The sequence below is a fragment of the Massilia sp. LC238 genome (assembly GCF_000735635.1).
Classification (GTDB): domain Bacteria; phylum Pseudomonadota; class Gammaproteobacteria; order Burkholderiales; family Burkholderiaceae_D; genus Telluria; species Telluria varians.
The window spans coordinates 128,596-149,897 of record NZ_JNNN01000038.1; the positions used below are offsets into that span (position 1 = coordinate 128,596).

At 65.4% G+C, this 21,302-nt stretch carries 19 protein-coding genes; 12 read left to right on the forward strand and 7 right to left on the reverse strand.

Going from position 1 to position 21,302, the window contains the following annotated elements:
* Positions 1-156: 156 nt before the first annotated feature.
* On the forward strand, positions 157-1,977 hold the full coding sequence (locus tag FG94_RS09990; protein ID WP_036210541.1) for a M56 family metallopeptidase: 1,821 nt from the start codon (positions 157-159) through the stop codon (positions 1,975-1,977).
* 107 nt (positions 1,978-2,084) lie between these two features.
* On the opposite strand, the gene FG94_RS09995 is transcribed toward FG94_RS09990, so the two are convergent.
* Positions 2,085-2,633, reverse strand: a complete 549-nt coding sequence (locus FG94_RS09995; protein WP_081925909.1) for an SRPBCC family protein — start codon at positions 2,631-2,633, stop codon at positions 2,085-2,087.
* A gap of 221 nt (positions 2,634-2,854) precedes the next feature.
* Here FG94_RS09995 and FG94_RS10000 point away from each other — a divergent pair, with 221 nt between their 5' ends.
* Positions 2,855-3,259, forward strand: a complete 405-nt coding sequence (locus FG94_RS10000; protein WP_036210544.1) for a GFA family protein — start codon at positions 2,855-2,857, stop codon at positions 3,257-3,259.
* A 28-nt stretch (positions 3,260-3,287) separates the two neighbouring features.
* On the opposite strand, the gene FG94_RS10005 is transcribed toward FG94_RS10000, so the two are convergent.
* Complete coding sequence (locus FG94_RS10005; RefSeq protein WP_036210547.1) at positions 3,288-3,785, reverse strand: hemerythrin domain-containing protein; 498 nt, start codon at positions 3,783-3,785, stop codon at positions 3,288-3,290.
* Positions 3,786-3,939: 154 nt separating this feature from the next.
* On the opposite strand from FG94_RS10005, the gene FG94_RS10010 reads away from it, so the two are divergent.
* Positions 3,940-6,252, forward strand: a complete 2,313-nt coding sequence (locus FG94_RS10010; protein ID WP_036210549.1) for a UvrD-helicase domain-containing protein — start codon at positions 3,940-3,942, stop codon at positions 6,250-6,252.
* Positions 6,253-6,370: 118 nt separating this feature from the next.
* Here the strand turns inward: FG94_RS10010 and FG94_RS10015 are convergent, their stop codons facing one another.
* The 3 genes from FG94_RS10015 to FG94_RS10025 are packed head-to-tail and all read right to left on the reverse strand — an operon-like array spanning position 6,371 to position 8,654.
* Positions 6,371-7,153, reverse strand: coding sequence for a BPSS1780 family membrane protein (locus tag FG94_RS10015; protein WP_036210552.1), 783 nt, complete (start codon positions 7,151-7,153; stop codon positions 6,371-6,373).
* Positions 7,150-8,109: a homoserine kinase gene (locus tag FG94_RS10020; RefSeq protein WP_036210555.1), complete on the reverse strand. Its 960-nt coding sequence runs from the start codon at positions 8,107-8,109 to the stop codon at positions 7,150-7,152. The genes FG94_RS10015 and FG94_RS10020 overlap by 4 nt, the downstream gene beginning before the upstream one ends.
* A 56-nt stretch (positions 8,110-8,165) precedes the next feature.
* Positions 8,166-8,654, reverse strand: a complete 489-nt coding sequence (locus FG94_RS10025; RefSeq protein ID WP_036211024.1) for a hypothetical protein — start codon at positions 8,652-8,654, stop codon at positions 8,166-8,168.
* A gap of 146 nt (positions 8,655-8,800) precedes the next feature.
* Here FG94_RS10025 and polA point away from each other — a divergent pair, with 146 nt between their 5' ends.
* Entirely contained in the window at positions 8,801-11,575 is a 2,775-nt protein-coding gene (gene polA, locus FG94_RS10030; protein WP_036210558.1) for a DNA polymerase I, read from the forward strand.
* Between the two features lie 25 nt (positions 11,576-11,600).
* Positions 11,601-12,587, forward strand: coding sequence for an aldo/keto reductase (locus tag FG94_RS10035; RefSeq protein ID WP_036210560.1), 987 nt, complete (start codon positions 11,601-11,603; stop codon positions 12,585-12,587).
* Between the two features lie 26 nt (positions 12,588-12,613).
* Here FG94_RS10035 and FG94_RS10040 read toward each other — a convergent pair whose 3' ends face one another.
* Positions 12,614-13,033: a hypothetical protein gene (locus FG94_RS10040; RefSeq protein WP_036210563.1), complete on the reverse strand. Its 420-nt coding sequence runs from the start codon at positions 13,031-13,033 to the stop codon at positions 12,614-12,616.
* 162 nt (positions 13,034-13,195) lie between these two features.
* Between FG94_RS10040 and FG94_RS10045 the strand changes: the two genes are divergently transcribed.
* The 7 genes from FG94_RS10045 to FG94_RS10075 all read left to right on the forward strand — a co-directional run bounded on the left by FG94_RS10045 (position 13,196) and on the right by FG94_RS10075 (position 20,801).
* On the forward strand, positions 13,196-14,335 hold the full coding sequence (locus FG94_RS10045) for a DUF5700 domain-containing putative Zn-dependent protease (protein ID WP_036210566.1): 1,140 nt from the start codon (positions 13,196-13,198) through the stop codon (positions 14,333-14,335).
* Positions 14,336-14,381: 46 nt separating this feature from the next.
* Positions 14,382-15,035 carry a uridine kinase gene (udk, locus tag FG94_RS10050; protein ID WP_036210569.1) on the forward strand — a complete coding sequence of 218 codons (654 nt, stop codon included), beginning with the start codon at positions 14,382-14,384 and terminating at the stop codon, positions 15,033-15,035.
* Positions 15,036-15,194: 159 nt separating this feature from the next.
* Complete coding sequence (locus FG94_RS10055; RefSeq protein WP_036210572.1) at positions 15,195-16,397, forward strand: DUF4382 domain-containing protein; 1,203 nt, start codon at positions 15,195-15,197, stop codon at positions 16,395-16,397.
* A gap of 74 nt (positions 16,398-16,471) precedes the next feature.
* Positions 16,472-17,353, forward strand: a complete 882-nt coding sequence (locus FG94_RS10060) for a dienelactone hydrolase family protein (RefSeq protein ID WP_036210575.1) — start codon at positions 16,472-16,474, stop codon at positions 17,351-17,353.
* Positions 17,354-17,466: 113 nt separating this feature from the next.
* Positions 17,467-18,204, forward strand: a complete 738-nt coding sequence (locus tag FG94_RS10065) for a ZIP family metal transporter (protein WP_229445903.1) — start codon at positions 17,467-17,469, stop codon at positions 18,202-18,204.
* Positions 18,205-18,333: 129 nt separating this feature from the next.
* Positions 18,334-20,418 carry a TonB-dependent receptor domain-containing protein gene (locus FG94_RS10070; RefSeq protein ID WP_036210583.1) on the forward strand — a complete coding sequence of 695 codons (2,085 nt, stop codon included), beginning with the start codon at positions 18,334-18,336 and terminating at the stop codon, positions 20,416-20,418.
* Complete coding sequence (locus tag FG94_RS10075) at positions 20,418-20,801, forward strand: MerC domain-containing protein (RefSeq protein ID WP_036210589.1); 384 nt, start codon at positions 20,418-20,420, stop codon at positions 20,799-20,801. The genes FG94_RS10070 and FG94_RS10075 overlap by 1 nt, the downstream gene beginning before the upstream one ends.
* A 126-nt stretch (positions 20,802-20,927) precedes the next feature.
* Here FG94_RS10075 and FG94_RS10080 read toward each other — a convergent pair whose 3' ends face one another.
* Complete coding sequence (locus FG94_RS10080) at positions 20,928-21,302, reverse strand: Fur family transcriptional regulator (protein ID WP_036210592.1); 375 nt, start codon at positions 21,300-21,302, stop codon at positions 20,928-20,930.

Sequence of the window (21,302 nt, forward strand, 5' to 3'; positions counted from 1 at the left end):
ATTTCAGCCGCCTGTCGCACCGGGCTGGCCTTCATCCCCGCACACGCCTAGAGTATCTGCATTGCCGGACAGGTCCGGCCCAAAGTAGAAAAAAAGTTCTAGACAATTTTATCTAGAACTTTTAATCTAGTTGCTAACGATGAGGGGGCACACCCGATGGACGAATGGTTCGGTACGGCAGCAAGCAGCCTGGCCTGGGCGCTGATCGATTTCCTGTGGCAGGGCCTGCTGGTCGGCTGGGCCGTCGCGCTGCTGCTGGCGCTGATGCGCAAGGCGCGGCCGCAGGCGCGCTACCTGGTGGCTTGCGGCGCGCTGCTGCTGTGCGCGGCCCTGCCGCTGGCCGGAATGGTCGCGCGCATGGCCGAAGCGGACGCCGGCGCGGCCAGCTCCGTGCTGCCCGTGCCGGCGGCGAGCGCGGTGGCGGGCGCCGTGTCGGCGCTGCCGTTAACCGCCATCGATGCCGGCAAGTTCGCAGGCTGGGAATCCATCCTGCAGGAGCGCCTGCCCCTCGTGCTGCTGCTCTGGGCGCTGGGCGCCGGCCTGCTGGCCCTGCGCATGGTGCTCGGGCTGGCCTGGGTGCGCCGGCGGACCCGGGCGGGGCAGTACCGGCTCGACCCCGCCTGGCAGGCGCGGCTCGACAGGATGGCGCGGGGCATGGGCATCGCCCGCCGCGTCACCCTGGGCCTGGTTGACGACCTAGCCAGTCCGGTGACGGCCGGCTGGTGGCGCCCGGTGGTGCTGGTGCCGGCGGCGCTGGTGTCGGGCATGCCGCCGCAGCTGCTGGAAGCGCTGCTGGCGCACGAACTGGCGCACGTGCGCCGCTGTGACTACGTAGTGAATTTGATCCAGAGCGCGATCGAGATCCTGCTGTTCTACCACCCGGCCGTGTGGTGGCTGTCGAACCGGATCCGCGAAGAGCGCGAACAGATTGCAGATGATGTAGCCGCAAGCACGCTCGGCGAACCGCGGCGCCTGGCACTTGCATTGTCCGAACTGGACCTGTTCCAGTTCACCCCGCAACTTGCCCCAGCAGCACATGGAGGAAATCTTATGTCCCGCATCAAACGCCTGGTTCGTCCCGAAGCCGAACCGCTGAACTGGAAGCTGGCGCTTCCGATCCTGGGCCTGGCCACCGCGGCCGCCTTCTACTCCTGGTCGGCGCCGGCCCATGCCGAGGCCGCGCAGCCGGCCCCGGCCCCAGCCCCGCGTGCCGAGCCCGCGCCCCGTCCGCAAGCCGCGCCGGCCGAGCGCCGCGTGGTGCGCAAGGAGGGCAGGGAGGAACCCTATGCCGTGGTGCGCGCCAACGACAAGAACACGAGCATGACCGGCAGCAGCGACGACTGGGACGACATCAAGGAAGCCAAGCGGCGTATTGGCGGCGACTTCCTGTGGTTCCGCGAGGGCGGCCAGGCCTGGTACATCCAGGATGCCGGCGTGCTGGCGAAGGTCGATGCCGCCTGGGCGCCGATGAACCGGCTGGGGGCGCAGATGGACGTGTACGGCAAGGAGATGGACGTGCACGGCAAGAAGATGGATGCGCTCGGCAAGGACATGGACGTCGCGGCGCGCGGCTTCAAGCCGGACGAGGACAAGCTGCGCGTGGTCGAGGAGCGCATGGAAGCCCTGGGCGAAGAAATGGAGAAGCTCGGCAAGCAGCTGGGCGCGACCGACAGCGTCAGGGAGCGCGAGCGCATCCAGGGCCGCATGAGCGAAGTCGGCCAGCAGATGTCGGCGGCGGGGCAGGAGATCAGCCAGCTGCACAATGGGCCGGGCATGCGCGAGGCGCAGAAGTCGATGGACGCGATCGGGCGCCGCATGAGCGAAGCCGGCAAGCCGATGGATGCGATCGGCAAGAAGATGGGCGCGCTCGGCAAGGAGATGGAGCGCGAGAGCAAGGCGGCGGACAAGACGGTGCGCGCCCTGATCCGCGAAGCGCGCGAAAAGGGGCTGGCAAAGCCGGTGCCGCAGGCGGGCTGACAATCAAGAAAACGGCCTGGCGCTCGGAGCGACAGGCCGCAATGTTACCAACTGGTCAAAAAACGCCGGCGTGCTGCCTCAGCAGTGCAGCGGCGCCGCGACCGGTCTTACTGCTGCGCGATCTTGCCGCGCCATGCACCGGTTTCCGAGCCGCGCTTTTCCAGCAGTTCCTTGAAGTTCTGCAGGTTGCCACGCAGTTCCATGCGAACGGCGCCCATGGCGTCGCCGACGGATTCGATCGCGTTTTCCGGTTCATAGTCCATTTGAACCATGACGCGGCAGCAGTTGTCCGAGATCTTGTGGAAGGTCGCGACACCGCCGTTCTTCACGCCGGTGACGCTGCGCCATGCGATGCGCTTGTCCGGGATCTGTTCGGTGATTTCGGCATCCCACTCCTTCTCTTCGCCGGCCACGTTGGCGCGCCAGTGCAGGTGCTTGTCGTCGAGCTGGCGGATTTCCTTAACGCTCTTCATGAACTGCGGGAAGTCCTCGAACTGCGTCCACTGGTTATACGCGGTCTTGACCGGAACGTTGATCTCGATGGATTCCGAGACCGACGAGCTGGCGCCATAGCCGCTGCGGTTTTGCTTGAGTTTTTTGGACAGCATCATGCCGCCGACGGCAAGTGCGGCAACGGTAACTACGCGGTTCAGCATAAGTATTCTCCTTTGTGCTGGGAAGCCGCTCGCATCTGCAAAGTGTTGGCCCGAAACACGGGATGCGAGACTGATTGCTTCGTAAGGTAACGGTCTGACGGGCCACGCGAACTGTCGCGAATCTCTGGTTAAAATAAGCGAAAAGACAATTGGGCGGCGCGCGAAACGATGGGACACTTATACTGATGAGTCTGTTGTTGGCCGCCAGAAAGGAGACCAGGATGAACTTGCAGGGAGGATGTTTCTGCGGTGCAGTTCGGTACACGGTAAGGGGCGAAATTTTCAACAGTACACTGTGCCACTGCACTGATTGCCGTCGGGTATCGGGCGCGCCCGCCACGGCCTGGTTCAGCGCGCGCCGCGCCGACTTCCGCTTCACGCATGCTCAGCCGCAGCGCTTCGCTTCGAGCGAACACGTGCTGCGCAGTTTTTGCCCGCAGTGCGGCACCACCCTCACTTTCGAAGACGCCTGCTGGCCGGAAGAACTGGACATCGCCAGCGCCAGCCTCGACGACCCCGAACAGGCGCCGCCAGACGACCACACTTTCGTGCGCAGCCGCCTGAGCTGGATGAAGCTGGACGACGGCCTGCCCGCGTACCCGACGACACGGTCGGCCGGAAAATAGCGGCCGCCATATCGCCGGGCCTGCAGCCCTAGCGCCGCCGGATGCTGCCGTCGCTGATCTGGGCCTGCGTGTGCACCAGGTTGGCCTCGAAGGATTGCATCTGCAGGCCGACCGGCGTCAGGTCCATGCCCGAGCTTTCGATGCGCGGGAACAAATCGTTTTCCTCTTCCTGGATGTGGGCCGTGACGGCGCCGAGCAGTTCGCGCATCAGGGTGTCGCTGTGGCTGTCGTCGAGCGACATGCCTTCCAGCGTCGCGACCAGGTCGTCCACCTTCAGGTGGTCCTGCTCGAAGTGGCCGATCAGGGATGCGTCGATGTTGCGCACCGCCGGGTAGAAGATCGATTCCTCCAGCCGCGAGTGCATGTGCAGGGCTTGCAGGATCTGGGTCCCGGCCTGCTTTTTCACTTCCTGGCTGTCGCTGTTGAGATACTTGTCGGCCAGCGCGCGCACCATGTCGTGGTCGCGAATCAATGCCTTGACCGGCTGGTCGACCGGAAACGTGCCTGCTGCCTTGTCGCTTGCCATACCATCCTCCGTCTCGTGTTCGCTCTTGGGCGACGGCGTCCTGCCGCCGCCGTGGCCTTTCAGGCTAGTACAGGCGATGGATAAAACAAGGATCGCGTGGTTTTCGCTGCATAGCTGGATGGGCATACAGTAATCACGGCGTTATAATGGCCGGATGCAGAATCTCCTCCATAACCTCAATCCCGAACAGCTCGCCGCCGTCACCCTGCCGTCGCAGAGCGCGCTGATCCTGGCCGGCGCCGGTTCCGGCAAGACGCGCGTGCTGACGACCCGCATCGCCTGGCTGATCCAGACCGGGCAGGTGTCGCCCGCCGGCATCATGGCGGTGACCTTCACCAACAAGGCGGCGAAGGAGATGCTGACCCGCCTGTCCTCGATGCTGCCGATTAATACGCGCGGCATGTGGATCGGCACCTTCCACGGTCTGTGCAACCGGCTGCTGCGCACCCACTACAAGGACGCCGCGCTGCCGCAAGCCTTCCAGATCCTCGATTCGCAGGACCAGCTTTCGCTCATCAAGCGCATGCTGAAGGCGGCCAACGTGGACGATGAAAAATACCCGGCCAAGGCGCTGATGTACTTCATCAACAACGCCAAGGAGCAGGGCCTGCGCGCCAATCGCCTGGAACCGAACGACCCGATCGAGCGCCGCATGATCGAGCTCTACGAACTGTACGAAGGCCAGTGCCAGCGCGAGGGCGTGGTCGATTTCGCCGAGCTGCTGCTGCGCTCGTACGAACTGCTGGCCCGCAACGGCCCGCTGCGCCACCACTACCAGATGCGCTTCCGCCACATCCTGGTCGACGAGTTCCAGGATACCAACGACCTGCAGTACAACCTGCTGAAACTGCTGGCCGGGCATGACGAGGAGGGCGGCGGCGCCATCTTCGCGGTGGGCGACGACGACCAGAGCATCTACGCCTTCCGCGGCGCCAACGTCGGCAACATGCAGGCCTTCGAGCGCGAATTCCGCGTCAAGAACCTGATCAAGCTGGAGCAGAACTACCGCTCCTTCGGCCACATCCTCGACAGCGCCAACTACCTGATCGCCAACAACACCAAGCGTTTGGGGAAGAACCTGCGTACCGACGCGGGGCAGGGCGAGCAGGTGCGCGTGTACGAAGCGGCCAGCGACCTCGAAGAAGCGCAGTGGATCATCGAGGAAGCCAAGAGCCTGATGAAGGACGGCCTGTCGCGCAGCGAGATCGCGATCCTGTACCGCTCCAACGCGCAAAGCCGCGTGATCGAGCATGCGCTGTTCGCGGCCGGCCTGCCCTACACCGTGTACGGCGGCCTGCGCTACTTCCAGCGCGCCGAGGTCAAGCACGCCATCGCTTATCTGCAGCTGATGGACAACCCGCACAACGATTCGGCTTTCCTGCGCGTGGTGAACTTCCCCACCCGCGGCATCGGTGCGCGCTCGATCGAGCAGCTGCAGATGGCGGCCGACTCCTACGGTATTTCGCTCTACGCGGCGGTGCCCTACATGACCGGCAAGGCCGGCGGCGCGCTGGGGAATTTCGTGAAGCTGATCGAATCGGCGCGCTTCGAGACCCAGCAGCTGCCGCTGCCGGAACTGGTGAGCGTGGTGTTGGAACGCAGCGGCCTGTTGCAGCACTACCAGAACGAAAAAGAGGGCGCCGATCGCATCGAGAACCTGGAGCAGATGGTCAATGCCGCCACCCAGTTCGTGCAGGAAGAGGGCTTCGGCCAGGGCGCCCCGGCCCACCTCGGCCCGCAGGCGCTGCCCCAGATCGGCGAAGCCATCGTCAACCAGGACGGCATCGAGATCCTCGATTCCGACGCCCCGCTGGCCAGCGTGATGTCGCCGCTGTCGGCCTTCCTCACCCACGCATCGCTGGAAGCGGGCGACGCCCAGGCCCAGGCCGGGCAGGACGCCCTGCAGCTCATGACCGTGCACTCGGCCAAGGGCCTGGAATTCGACGCTGTGTTCATCACCGGCCTGGAAGAAGGCCTGTTCCCGCACGAGAGCAGCGCGCGCGAACTCGATGGCGTGGACGAAGAGCGACGCCTGATGTACGTGGCGATCACGCGCGCGCGCAAGCGTTTGTACATGAGCTTTACCCAGCAGCGCATGCTGCACGGCCAGACCCGCTTCAACATGAAGTCGCGCTTCTTCGACGAGCTGCCGGAAGAATCGATCAAGTGGCTGTCGCCGCGCGTCCAGACCAACTGGTTCGCCGGCCGCAAGCAGACCACGGCCTGGGACGACGCCGCCTTCCGCGACGGCTCGGACAACAAGATCGCGCAGCAGATCACCCAGAAGTCCGGCAACGGTTCGGGCTGGCGCGTGGGCGAGAGCGTTTCCCACGCCAAGTTCGGCGAGGGCGTGATCGTGAATATCGAGGGCGGGGCGGGCGCGGCGCGCGCCCAGATCAATTTCGGCGCGGCCGGGATGAAGGTGCTGGACCTGTCGGTGGCGAAGCTGGAGCGGGTGGGGCGTTAACTTATTGAGTTAGCGTGTGAGTCGTCATCCCGGCGAAGGCCGGGATCCAATTTTGTTTGCGTCCCGATAGCTCAAGCAGAACTTGGGCTCCGGCCTTCGCCGGAACGACGGGCTAGCGCTATTTGCTGAGATTGACCGGCCCGGTCTGCACACCATCCACCGGCTTCCCGAAAATCTGCCGATACCCCACATACATCGCGCACTGCAGCAGCAGGATGAACAGGAAGATCAGCCACATGATCACCACGCGCGTCATGTTCGAGGCGCCCAGCAGCAGGGTGATCACCATGCAGATGCCGAAGAAGATCGCAAACCAGGCCAGCAGCAGCACAATGAACACGCGCGCGCTGCGCACCACGGCGAAGAAGCTGTAGAACACCGCCTTACCGGCCGTCATCTTCTGCCAGTAGGTGAGCGGGGCGGCAAAGCACAGCGACATCAGGGCCGCCACGTCCAGCCCGAAAATCATGAACATCGCCAGGATGTCCGAGCCCGCCACCTGCGGCTGGCCCCCTTCGCGTCCCTGGCGCGCCACCTGTTCCCAGAAGCCCGGATCGACCGCGAAGCGCGTGATCAAGGCCATCAGGAGCGACACGGCCAGGTAGATCAGGCCCACCTTGCACAAATCCTTCACCACCGGCTGGCGGAAGCCCGTCAGCAGCACACCGGGCGTGACCCGTTCGCCGTTCTCGATCATCAGGCAGGCCTTCATGAAGGCCATCGAGAACGACGGGATCAGGACCACCGCGATCATCGGCCCGAGCAGCGGCACGGCACTGATGCCGATGCTGATCAGGATGTTCGCGAACAGCAGCGTGGTCAGCGCGGCCGGTTGTTTGCGGAACAGACCGGCGCCTTGCTTGAGCCAGTGCCAGCCGGTGATTGCAGGAATAGAGTTCATGTAGGCAGTTGGGGCGCGCCGCGCTCGATGCGGGCGCGCAGGATGCGTTCGAAGTGGGTGGGGTCGTGGGGCGTGAGCAGTTCTGCTTCACGCGGAATATGCAGATCATACAGGCGCGACAGCCAGAAGCGCAGCGCGCCCGCACGGAGCATCGGCAGCCAGGCAGCCTGTTCTTCCTGGGTGAACGGGCGCACGGCGTGATAGGCCTCGAGCAGGGCGCGCACGCGTGCCTCATCGAGCACGCCGCTTGCCAGGTCGACGCACCAGTCGTTGACGGTCACGGCGACGTCGAACAGCCAGGTGTCGACGCCGGCAAAGTAGAAGTCGAAGCAGCCGGTCAGGCGCTCGCCTTCGAACATCACGTTGTTGCGGAACAGGTCGGCGTGCACCGGGCCGCGGGTGAGCGCGGCATAGGTGGCGGTGCGCGCAAAGTCGCTCTGGAAGCCGACTTCATTGCGCAGCAGGTCCGCTTCGGCTTGCGAGATCAGCGGCAGCACGGTGGGCGCGGTCGCCGTGATCCAGTCCAGGCCGCGCAGGTTGGGCTGGTGCAAGGCAAAATCCTGCGCCGCCAGGTGCATGCGCGCCAGCATGCCGCCGACTTCGGCGCAATGCGCCGGCTGCGGATCGAGCTGCGAGGCGCCGCTCAGGCGGCTGACGATGATGGCCGGCTTGCCCTGCAGGGTGACGACCAGTTCGCCGTCGATCGTCGGCACCGGCGCCGGCACCGGAATGCCGCGCTCGGCCAGGTGGCGCATCAGCTGCACATAGAAGGGCAGTTGTTCGAAGCGGAGGTTCTCGAAAATGGTCAGCACGAATTCCCCACGCTCGGTGGTGAGGAAGAAATTGCTGTTTTCAATGCCGGAGGAAATGCCCTGGAGCGCGAGGGCGTCGCCGAGGGGGAACTGCTTGATCCACTGGGAAAGGTCGTCCAGCGAGACCGCGGTAAAAACTGCCATGAGCTAGCAACAAAGGTGAGGGTCGGCTGCGGACGTCGAAGGCCGCAGCGTCAGGATTATTTTTTTTCGACTGGTTCCAGTGGTGGCGGGGGCGGCACATCGGCGCGCGCGGGCACGCCTGCCTTGGCCGGCGCCGGCGACGGGGCCGCGTTGGCCTGGTCGGTCTGCTGCTTTTTCGGATTGCCGAAGTCGAATTCCATGACCTGCCATTGTGGGGCGCGGATCGCGCTGCTCTGGGCGTCGCCGGGTTGGGCGTTTCCTGGTGCAACGTTGGGTTTCATGATGTAGCGGCTCTTGCCGCTTTGCACTTCCACTTCGGTGACCGAACCGTCGTTGCCCCGCTTTTCGGTGATGCGGGTGCGTTCTTTCGGCGGAATGGTGGTCGCCGGCGTGTCGCTGCCCGGCTCGATACGCTCGAGCTGGGGCGGGGTTTGCGCCGGGCGCTGTTGGGCGGGAGCCTGCTGTTGTGCCTGCGCCGCGGCCAGGCCGGAGTGCGCGATGAGGCACAGCGTCAGAAGTTTCAGGCGGGAAGATGTGCGCAACATGATGGTCACCTTGTGTCGTTTGGTTCATTGTAACAAACAGACACGCTTCCCTGTGAAAAGTGTGTGGAAGTTCGGCCAGGCCGATTCTGCGATAATGCCGGACACTTTGGCGCGGTCGCGCCGGCCTTATTTTGAGATGTCTCCCTATGGAAAATACCCTGCTGCTCGTTGACGGCTCCAGCTACCTTTACCGCGCCTACCACGCGCTGCCCGACCTGCGCAGCCCGGACGGTTTCCCGACCGGCGCCATGCACGGGATGGTCAACATGCTGCGCCGCCTGCGCGCCGACTACCCGGCGGCCTACATCGCCTGCGTGTTCGACGCCAAGGGCAAGACCTTCCGCGACGACCTCTACCCGGAATACAAGGCCACCCGCGCCTCGATGCCGGAAGACCTGGGCAAGCAGATCGAACCGATCCATGAAGTGGTGCGCCACCTCGGCTGGCCGATCCTGATGGTCGAGGGCGTCGAGGCCGACGACGTGATCGGCACCCTGGCCGTGCAGGCCGCCGCGCGCGGCATGAAGACCATCATCTCGACCGGCGACAAGGACCTGGCCCAGCTGGTCAACGACAAGGTCATGCTCGTCAATACGATGAGCAACGAGAAGCTGGACGAGGCCGGCGTGCTGGCCAAGTTCGGCGTGGCGCCGAACCGCATCATCGACTACCTGACCCTGATCGGCGACACCGTCGACAACGTCCCGGGCGTGAGCAAGTGCGGTCCCAAGACGGCGGTGAAGTGGCTGACCCTGCACGGCTCGCTCGACGGCGTGATCGAGAACGCCCATGCGATCGGCGGCGCGGTCGGCGAGAACCTGCGCGCCGCGCTCGAATGGCTGCCGAAGGGCCGCGAGCTGATCACCGTGAAAACCGACTGCGACCTGGTGAGCCACGTGGTGTCGTTCGAGGAAACCCTGGTCGGCCGTCCCGAAGACGCCGAGGCGCTGCGCGACTTCTTCCAGCGCTACGGCTTCAAGACCATGCTGCGCGACCTGGGCGGCGCAGCCCGTGCCGATGGCGCGGTGGCGCCGGCGCGCGGCGCGGGTCCCGGCGGCGCACCGCTCAATTCCCCCGAAGGGGCATCCGGCACGCTGCCCGGCATGGCCATCATCAAGGGCGAATACGAGACCATCCTCACCGACGAGCAGCTGGACAAATGGCTGGCGCTGATCGATGCAGCCGAACTGACCTCGGTCGACACCGAGACCACCTCGCTCGACCCATTGAGCGCCGAGATGGTCGGCATCTCGCTGTCGGTGGAGGCCGGCAAGGGCGCCTACATCCCGGTGGCGCACCGCTACGCCGGCGCGCCCGACCAGCTGGGTCGCGAGCACGTCCTGGAGCGCATGCGGTCCTGGCTGGAGAACCCGGCCAAGCCCAAGCTCGGCCAGAACCTGAAGTACGACATGCACATCTTCGAGAACCACGGCATCAGGCTGAAGGGGATCGTGCACGACACCCTGCTGCAGTCCTACGTGTTCGAGTCGCACAAGCCGCACGACATGGACACCATGGCGATGCGCCACCTCGGCTACACCACGATTCCATTCGTCGACGTGTGCGGCAAGGGCGCCAACATGATCTGCTTCGACCAGGTCGAGCTGGGCCGCGCCACCGAGTACGCCGGCGAGGATTCCGACATCACCCTGCGCCTGCACCAGACCATGCTGCCGCACGTCGAGAGCGACGCCGGACTCACCCGCATCTACCGCGAGATCGAGATGCCGACCATGGAAGTGCTGCAGAAGATCGAGCGCAACGGCGTGCTGATCGACTCGGAACTGCTGGCGGTGCAGTCGGGCGAGCTGGGCGCGCGCATGCTGGAGCTGGAACAGCAGGCCTATGAACTGGCCGGCGGTCCCTTCAACCTCGCTTCGCCCAAGCAGATCGGCGAGATCTTCTTCGTCAAGCTCGGCCTGCCGGTGATCAAGAAGACCGCCACCGGCGCCCCGTCCACCGACGAAGAGGTGCTGCAGAAGCTGGCCGAGGACTACCCGCTGCCGAAGATCCTGCTCGAGCACCGCGGCATGTCCAAGCTCAAGTCGACCTATACCGACAAGCTGCCCAAGATGGTCAATCCGAAGACCGGCCGCGTGCACACCAACTATGCGCAGGCGGTGGCGATCACCGGCCGCCTGTCCTCGAACGAGCCGAACCTGCAGAACATCCCGGTGCGTAATGCCGAAGGCCGCCGCATCCGCGAAGCCTTCATCGCGCCGCCCGGCAGCGTGATCGTCTCGGCCGACTATTCGCAGATCGAACTGCGCATCATGGCGCACATCTCGGGCGACCCGGCCATGCTGAAGGCCTTCGCCGAAGGCGAGGACATCCACCGCGCCACCGCCGCCGAGATCTTCGGCATTCCGCCCGAAGAAGTGCAGAGCGAGCAGCGCCGCTACGCCAAGGTGATTAACTTCGGCCTGATCTACGGCATGAGCGCCTTCGGCCTGGCCCAGAACCTGGGCATCGAGCGCGGCGCGGCGTCCAACTACATCGAGCGCTACTTCGCCCGCTTCGCCGGCGTGAAGCAGTACATGGACGAAACCCGCCTGCAGGCCAAGGCGCGCGGCTACGTGGAGACCGTGTTCGGGCGCCGCCTGTGGCTCCCCGAGATCAACTCGCCGAACGGCCCGCGCCGCGCCGGCGCCGAACGCGCGGCGATCAATGCGCCGATGCAGGGCACGGCGGCCGACCTGATCAAGCTCGCCATGATCGCGGTGCAGAATTGGCTGGAAACCGACAAGCTCGGCACCCGCATGATCATGCAGGTGCACGACGAACTGGTGCTCGAAGTGCCGGAAGCCGAACTGGAACTGGTGCGCGTGAAGCTGCCGGAACTGATGGCGGGCGTGGCCACGCTGAACGTGCCGCTGGTCGCCGAGACCGGCGTGGGACCGAACTGGGAGCAAGCTCACTGAGCTTGCGCTAACAAAGGATCGACATATGCAAGAACGAAAACTGGGCCGTACCGGCGTCAAGGTTTCTGAAATCGGTTTCGGCGCCTGGGCCATCGGCGGCGCCTGGGGCGACGTCAGCATGGAAGATGCCAAGGCCGCACTGCATGCGGCCCTGGACGGGGGCTGTACCTTCATCGACACCGCCGATGTCTACGGCGACGGCCGCTCGGAACAGATCATCGCGGAGGTCCTGGCGGAACGCGGCGGCGACAGGCCGTTTGTGGCGACCAAGGCGGGCCGCCGCCTGGCCCCCCATGTGGCGGAAGGCTATACCAAGGCGAACCTGAGCGACTTCGTGGAGCGCTCGCTGCGCAACTTGCGCGTCGATTGCCTGGACCTGGTGCAGCTGCATTGCCCGCCGCCCGCGGTGTTTTACCGGCCCGAGGTCTTCCAGGCGATGGATGAGCTGGTTGCCGAGGGCAAGGTGCGGCACTACGGCGTCTCGGTCGAAAAGGTGGAAGAGGCGCTGAAGGCCATCGAATACCCGAACGTGGCGACCGTGCAGATCATCTACAACATCTTCCGCCAGCGTCCCGCCACGCTGTTCTTCGAGCAAGCGAAGAAGCGCGATATCGGCGTGATCGTGCGGGTGCCGCTGGCGTCGGGACTCCTGACCGGCAAGATGAGCGGGGCCACCGCATTCGCCGCCGACGACCATCGCGCCTTCAACCGCAATGGCGAGGCATTCGACAAGGGAGAAACCTTCGCCGGCGTTCCCTACCCGCTGGCCTTGGAAGCGGTGGAACACATCCGCAAGCTGGTCCCCGGCGACGCGTCCATGGCGCAATTCGCCCTGCGCTGGATCCTGATGGAAGAGGGCGTCAGCACCGTGATCCCGGGAGCCAGGAACGCCACGCAGGCAAGGTCGAACACCGAAGCGGCCGCGCTGGCGCCGCTCGCGCCGGAAGTCATGTCCGAACTGCGTGCACTCTACCGCGAGATGATCGCGCCTCACGTTCATCATCTCTGGTAGCCAGGCCTTCGCCCAGGCCGGCAGCTTCATTCGGCCAGTTGCAGGCCGTTCTCTTCGCACCAGCGCCGCAGCGCGCTGCGAGTGGCTTCCGCGTGAAAGCGTTCCCAGGCGTCGCCCGCGCCGCGCTCCTCCAGCAGGCGGGCGAAGCCTTCGGTGTTACGGTCGCGGAACATGTCGCGCACGGCCTCCTGCTCGTCGGCCAGGTGGGTAGCCGCAAAGCGCAGCACCAGCCCGTCTCCGATGCCGAGCGTGCCCGCGGGCGGCACGGAAACGTAGCGCGCGTCGTCGCCGGACGCCGAGGGCGTTGGCGCCTCCTCGTCCATGTACTCGTCGTTCAGGAGGTGGATCATGCCTGTTTCGCGCGACACCATGGCCGTGACCGACCCGCCGCCATCCTCGACCATCATGGCCGCTCCTTCGAGTTCATCCAGATTGACTATTGACATGGCTAATCCTGTGCGAGTAGTCGGAGGAAGCAGTATGAAGCGCCTGCGTGCGACGGGTGCGCACGGTTAGCGGCAAAGTGAGCTTCCGTGACTTTTCCTGCGTGGCAAGATGCTATGCTGGGTTCAACGGCCGGGCTCGGCCGTCGGCTCCCGGGAACTGATATGCGCAAACTCATCTTGATTGGAATCGCGGCGCTCGCCATCGTCCATCCGCTCCGGGCAGCACCGGCGGCCGGCAACAGCCCACCCTCGGCCAGGCCGGCCGGTGTGACGCAAGCGGTGACGGTGACCGTCGACACCGATTCCACAAAAGCCGTGCTCGACGCGGTCCTGAACCCTGCGCTCACCATGGCGGAAGCGCTGCGCATCGCCGCCTTGCCCGGCAACCAGGGGCTGATCCGCAAGGCCCGTTCCTATGGGCGGCCAGGCACGGACGAGCTGTTCGCGAAAGCGCTGGTGGCCGCGGCACAGCGCGACGATGCCGCGGAGGATCCCGGGAAGTTTCGCTTCGGGCCGGCACGCGAGCATGCTGCGCAGATCAGGGCCACCCTGGCGAAGCTGGAGGATCCCGCTTCCAATCTGCTGGCACGCGTCAAGGCCAGGATTGCCGAGTTCACCCCGTCCAGCCTCGGCGGACATGTGACGGGCTATCTGATCGTTGGCGGCACCTCGGGCGGCTTCGCCTTCGGCGGGCCGGAGTTTTTCCTCAACCTGGACAGGTTCCCGTCCGCGGCGCTCGCCGCCACGATCATGGAGCATGAGCTGTTCCACGCGATCCAGGGCATTGCCCGGGCATCGTCGCCGCCGGCAGATGCCGCCTGCCTGGCGAAGATCCCGCACAGCGAGGAGCTGTCGCGGCTATTCATGTCCCTCGAGATGGAAGGCAGTGCCAGCCTGGTTGGCGATGTCCCCGCCATCCCCGCAGGAATCGACGAGGAAAGCGACAAGGTGCGCAAACAGACGCTTCGCAGGATCGACCAGGTCGGCCAGAGCATCACGCTGCTGGAGCTGTCGACCCATGGGCTACGGACCGGGGCGCAGGTCAGCTACGGCGACATCTACGCGCTGGGCTTCTATGGCGACGAGGTGCTCTATACCCTCGGTTACGTCATGGCCCGCGCCATCGCCGCCGAGGAAGGAAAGGGCGCGATTGCCGCGTTGACCGGACGGCCCGGCGCGCTCTTCGTGCAGCGCTACCGCAAGCTGAAAAACTACGGCAAATCGGAGGATGTTCCGGTGCTGTTTCCTGCAACATTGCAAGCTGCGGAACAGCTTGCGGCCTGTGCGGAGGGCGCGCGCTAGCCAAGCGCCCCTGTCGGCACGCGCTCCGCTCCGGTATCATGCGGGGATGAATGCTATTTCCTCCCAACCGTTCGTGATTGGTGTCGCCGGCGGCAGCGGCAGCGGCAAGTCGACGGTAACTCAGCAAGTACTGGCCTCGTTCGGCGCCGAGATGGTGTCGGTGGTGATGCAGGACGACTACTACCGCGACCAGTCCGACCTTACCCCCGAAGTGCGCCGCAAGCAGAACTACGACCATCCGGACGCTTTCGACTGGCCCCTGCTGGTGGATCACGTCGGGGCCTTGCGCAATGGCGAAACGATCCAGATGCCGGTATACGATTTCACGGTCAGCAACCGTTCCGACAAGACCATCCCCGTCAAGCCGGCCCCGGTGATCGTGATCGAAGGCCTGTTCGCCCTGTATGACGCCGATTTGCGCGACATGATGTCGCTGAAGATCTTTGTCGACACCGCCGCCGACGTGCGCTTCATCCGCCGCATGCAGCGCGATGTGGCCGAACGCGGACGCTCGGTGGAGAGCATCGTCAACCAGTACCTGGAAACGGTACGCCCGATGCACAAGCAGTTCATCGAGCCGACCAAGCGCAATGCCGACGTCATCCTGCCGCACGGCGCGAATGGTCCGGCAGTCGATGTCATCACCACCAAGGTGGCGAGCGTCATCGGCCAGTTGAAGCGGCGTTCGACCGATCACTGACAGCCTGTTCCGTTGCATTTCGGACAGCCAAACGCTGCTCATCTGTAAAGACTGTAAGCAACTGTTTCAAAGTGCGCGAAGCCACGTAACAGTTGCTTTTTGGAATGCTAGGATCCTTTCAAAGCTGCTTTTGGCAGACCAAGAAAGGTAATCCCTAACATGTTCCAGACCAGATCCCGCCTCGCCCTCGTCGGCGCCACCGCCCTCAGCGCCGCCGTCCTGTCCGCCTGCGGCGGCGGTGGCGGCAGCGATGCCTCGCCCAGTACTCCCGTCAGCACCCTCGGCACCCTGGCCGTGTCGATGACCGACGCCCCGGCCTGCGGCTTCGACGCCGTCAATGTCACCGTCTCCAAAGTGCGCGTGCACCGCAGCGAAGGCGCGTCGGAGCTTGATACCGGCTGGACCGACATCAGCTTGAACCCGGCGAAGAAGATCAATCTGCTGAACCTGAGCAACGGCGTGCTCGAAGCGCTCGGCCAGACCTCGCTCGAAGCAGGGCGCTACACCCAGCTGCGCCTGGTCCTGGACAGCAATGGCAACACCGTAGTGCCGAGCGCCGGCAAGACCGAGCAGCCACTCGAGACGCCAAGCGGCATCCAGAGCGGCATCAAGCTGGTCGGGAATGTCGAGGTGACGGCCGGCCAGAAGACCGACGTCGTGCTCGACTTCGACGCCTGCAAGTCGGTGCTCACCCGCGGCAAGGGCAGCTATGCGCTCAAGCCCGTGGTGAAGGTGGTGCCGGCGACCCTGAACGGCATCTCCGGTGTCGTCAGCACCGCACTGCTGGGCCGCAGCGTGCAGGTCTCGGCGCAGCAGAACGGCCAGATCGTCAGCGCCACCACGCCGAACCCCAGCACCGGCGAATTCGTGCTCTCGCGTCTCGCGCCGGGCAACTACGACGTCGTCATCACCGCCAACGACAGCGCGGCCAGCGTGGTGGCGGGCGTGCCGGTGGCCTCAACCAGCAGCACCACGGTCTTGAGTACCGCGGCAGCGCCGATCCTGCTGGCGCCGGGCAGCACCGGTTCGATCGGCGGCACCGTGACCATGACGCCGGCCGGTACCGAAGCCGCTTACGTGTCGGCCAAGCAGAGCTTCGCGGCCGGTCCAACCGTCACCATCAAGTACCAGGGCGCCGACCTGGCCAGCGGCGCCTACACGATCGACAAGCTGCCGGTGACGGCGCCGCAGTTCGCGACCTATACCAGCACGCTGCCGCTGGCCTTCAGCGCTAGCACCGCGGCGCCGGCCGGGAAGTTCCGCGTCGAAGCGGCAGCCACCGGCTATGTAAGCAAGTCGGTCGACAACGTCGACATCGGCATCGCCAACCAGTCGAACGTCAATTTTTCACTGACTCGCTAACTCGACAGTGAAACGTGCGCCCCTCCAGACTTTGTTAAGATAGCAAGCCTGTCCAACACAACCGGAGGGGCCACATGAAAGATCTCATTCGCGATGCCGAAAGCCTGCTGTCCGCCAGTTCCTTCAGCGAGGGCGTCGACCGCCGCGTCTTCCTGAAAGCCGCCGCGGGCGGCGGATTCGCCGTCGCCGCGCTGCCGGTGGTGGCGCAGACCCAGATCCAGACCAGTACCGAGGGCCTGGACGCCGCCGACCACATCGTCGTCGTCAACGGCCAGGACGTGCCGGTCTACCGCGCCCAGCCCAAGGACCGTACCAACCTGCCGGTGGTGCTGGTCATCTCCGAGATCTTCGGCGTCCACGAGCACATCAAGGACGTGGTGCGCCGCTTCGCCAAGGCCGGCTACCTGGCCGTGGCCCCGGACCTGTTCGTGCGCCAGGGCGATGCCACCAAGACCCCGATGCCGGACCTGATGAAGAACATCATCGCCAAGGTCCCGGACGCCCAGGTCATGAGCGACCTCGACACCATCGTCAAGTGGACCAAGCAGCGCGGCGGGAACACCGCCAAGCTGGGCATCACCGGTTTCTGCTGGGGCGGCCGCATCACCTGGCTGTACGCGGCGCACAACCCGGACGTCAAGGCCGGCGTGGCCTGGTATGGCCGCCTGGTGGGCGAGACCAACCCGCTGCAGCCGAAGCACCCGATCGACATCGCCCAGAACCTCAAGGTGCCGGTGCTCGGCCTGTACGGCGCCAAGGACAACGGCATCCCGCTGGACTCGGTGGAGCGCATGCGCAAGGCGCTCGACGCCGGCAACAGCCGCTCGATGATCCACGTGTACCCGAACTCGGGCCACGCCTTCCACGCCGACTACCGCCCGAGCTTCAATGCGGCCGACGCCAAGGACGGCTGGGCCAAGGCGCTGGACTGGTTCTCGAAGCACGGCGTGGCCTGATCTTGCACGGGCACGGACCGGGCAGGGTACAATGCCCGGTTTGCTGCTCTGCGCAAGACCAGAACTAGAGGCCTCAAATCGACCCCGTCCTATCTTCCATCCTGCTGGCGACCGTGATCGCCGGCGTCGCCAGCATCACCGGCGCTGCCGTGTTTTCGTTCGCGCTGCTGTCGAAGGTGGTCGAACGGATGGTCAGCCTGTCGGTCGGCATCATGCTGGCCACCTCGTTGCTGCACGCGCTGCCGGAAGCCTTCGAATCGGGCGCCGACCCACGCAGCCTGTTCGCCACCCTGCTGGGCGGCCTGCTGGCTTTCTTCGTGCTGGAGAAGCTGGCGATCCTGCGCCACTCGCACCACCACGAGGGCGACGGCCACCACCACGCGCACGGCCATGACGCCCACCAGGCCGGCAAATCCGGCTGGATGATCCTGCTGGGCGACGCGATGCACAACTTCACCGACGGCATCCTGATCGCCGCGGCCTTCCTTGCCAACCCGGAACTGGGCATCGTCACCGCGCTGGCCATCGTCGCCCACGAGATCCCGCAGGAGATCGGCGACTTCATCGTGCTGCTCAACGCCGGCTTCTCGCGCCTGCGCGCCTATGTCTTCAATCTCCTGTGCAGCCTGATGGCGGTGGTGGGCGGCCTGCTCGGCTACTTCACGCTGGACCAGGCCAGCGGCCTGATTCCCTACGTGCTGGTGTTCGCGTCCTCGGGCTTCATCTACATCGCGGTGAGCGACCTGATGCCGCAGATGCAGCGCCGCGCCACGGTGCGCGAGTCGGTGCCGCAGGTGGCCCTGATCGCGCTCGGCGTGGCGATCGTGGTGATGCTGAACCACGCTTACTAGGCGACATCTTCCTTTCTCCTGAAGCTCGCGACTCCCCGCAAGGGGAGTGCGCATGCATGCGTTCGCCTGTTGCGTTGCTAATGATAATGACTTATCATTACCGCAGAACTCAACAAAGGAAGCCTTGCCATGTCCACTTCGACCTTCCCCCGCACGCCGCTCGCGCTGGCGATCCTGTTTGCCTTCGGCGCCCCGCTGGCGCACGCGCAGACCGACAGCCGCCTGCAGGCCGACCCCGACACCGTCCCGACCGTGGTGGTCTCCGCCAGCGCCCTCGGCGTGGTGAGCGACGACATGATCACGCCGGTGACCTCGCTCGGCGGCGGTGAACTGGTGCGCGTGCGCGAGTCGACCCTGGGCGAGACCCTGGCCAACCAGCCGGGCATCAATTCGAGCCACTTCGGCGCCGGCGCCAGCCGCCCGGTCATCCGCGGCATGGACGGCCCGCGCGTGAAGATCCTGTCGGACGGCGCGGAAGTGCAGGATGCCTCCACCATCAGCCCCGACCACGCCGTCGGTTTCGAGCCTGTCCTGGCCGAGCGCATCGAAGTGCTGCGCGGTCCGTCGGCACTGGCCTATGGCGGCGGCGCGGTCGGCGGCGTGGTCAACATCCTGGACCGCAAGATCCCGACCCGGGTGCCGGAAAAGGGCGTCGAAGGCAGCGCCGAAGTACGCGCCAATTCGGTGGCGCGCGAGAAGACCGGCGCCTTCGAAGTCACCGGCGGCAGCGGCAACTTCGCCGTCCATGCCGAGGGCGTCAAGCGCGACGCCGGCGAATACCGCGTCGGCAAGGGATGGGATGAGGGCAAGCGTGTCCCCGGCAGCTACAAGGACACCGAGAGCGGCACCGTCGGCCTGTCCTGGGTCGGCGAGCGCGGCTACCTGGGCGCGGCCTACACCAAGGAGCGCACCGAATACGGCATCCCCGGCCACAACCACGAATTCGAAAGCTGCCACCCGCACGGCGACCACCTCCATTGCGGCGGCCACGACGACCACGATGACCACGCCGGTCATGACCACGATCACGAACATGGCCACGAAGAGGTGCCGGTCGTGAAGCTGGACAGCGACCGCTGGGACCTGCGCGGCGAGTACCGCAATCCGCTGCCGGGCTTCGCCAAGGCACGTCTGCGCGCCTCGCTCACCGACTACCGCCACGACGAGCTGGAAGAGGGCGTGGTCGCCACCAGCTTCATGAATAAGGCGCACGACGCCCGCGTCGAGCTGGAGCACAATCCGGTCGCCGGCTGGCGCGGCGTCGTCGGCGCGCAGACCACGCGCCGCGATTTCCGTACCGAGGGCGACGAAGCCTATGTGCCGCCGACCGTCACGAAGAAGCACGCGGTGTTCGTCACCGAGGAATACAAGCTGGACAACTGGCGCTTCGAAGCCGGCGCCCGCCACGAGTGGCAGGACATCCGCGTCGACAGCGCGACGCAAAGGGACACCGACGCCCGCGGCACGTCGGTGGCGCTGGGCGCGGTCTGGAAGTTCCAGCCGCAGTACTCGCTGCGTGCCGGCATCGCCCGCAGCCACCGCCTGCCGACTTCGGAAGAACTGTATGCGGACGGCGTGCACCTGGCCACCGCGACCTACGAAATCGGCAACCAGAACCTGGGCAAGGAAACCTCGAACAACATCGACCTCACCCTGCGCAAGTTCGAAGGCAATACGACCTTCTCGCTGAGCGCCTTCCACAACCGCGTCGACAACTACATCTACGCGCACACGCTGGACAACCATGAAGGCTTCCAGCTGGTCGAGTACGCCCAGCGCGATGCCACCTTTACCGGCCTGGAAGGGGAGCTGCGCCACAAGTTCTCGAAGGTCGTGGAAGGCACGCTGTTCGGCGACTACGTGCGCGCCCGCTTCGACGGCGCCAGCGAGGGCAGCCGCAACATCCCGCGCATTCCGGCGCACCGCATCGGCGTGCGTTTGAATGCTGACTGGCAGGCCTGGCATGGCATGGCCGAGCTGGTGCGCGTCGGCAAGCAGGACAAGGTGGCGGATTTCGAAGGAACGACCGGCGGCTACAACATGCTCAATCTCGGCACCCACTACACCACGCGCATCGGCGGCGTGCCGGCCCAGCTCTACGCCCGCATCAACAACCTGACGAACGAACTGGCCTTCAGCCATACCTCCTTCATCAAGGAAGCGGCGCCGCTGCCTGGTCGTAACATCACCGCCGGACTGCGCTTCATCTTCTGATGAAAACCCTGATCCGGTTCGCCGACTACGCCGGCATGGCGGCGTCGGCCCTGTGCCTGGTGCACTGCCTGGCGATGCCGCTCCTGATCGCGGCATTTCCCTTGCTGGGTCTGGGCGGGGAGCACCATGCGCTGCACGACGCCTTGCTGCTGGGTGTGACGGTGCCGGTGCTGCTGGCGCTGGTGCCGGGCTACCTCAAGCACCGCGATCCGGTTGCCTTGTCACTGGGGCTGGTGGGGCTGGGTGCCTTCCTGCTGGCGGTGTTCGTCGTCGGGCCGCAGCTGGGGGACATGGCGGAGACGGTGGCGGCGGTGCTGAGCAGCGTGCTGCTGCTGGGAGCGCACCTGCGCAACCACCGTTATTGCAAAGACTGTCGCTCGTAGGGTGGGCAGGTTTCCTGCCCACGCGGCGATAGTTAGCAGCAAGATCAGCGAGCACGAGAGCGGAGCCAATAACGATCACCGCGTGGGGTAATCCTGACCTGTGGCCAGGATTACGAGCCGCCCACCCTACGAACGGCAAGAACTACAAAGTCCGTACAAGGTCAGCTCGTGCGATTCGAGCACGAAGCCCTCCGGCGTCAGCTTCTGCATGTCGCCCGGGCAGGCGTGCACCTCGTACACCTTGTCGCACGAGCGGCAATGGAAGTGGTGATGGTGGCCGTGCCCGGCGATCTCGTAGCGGTCGCCTCCGCCCGGCAGGGACACCGTGGTGATCTCGCCCGCTTCCAGCATCGACTTGATGTTGCGGTAGATGGTCGCCATGCCGATGCCCGGCACCACGGCCTGGGCCTGCTCGAGGATCTCCTGCGGCGCCAGCGGACGCCCGGCGTCTTCCATGCACTGGTGGATCGCCTTGCGCTGGCGCGTATTGCGTTGTTCCAT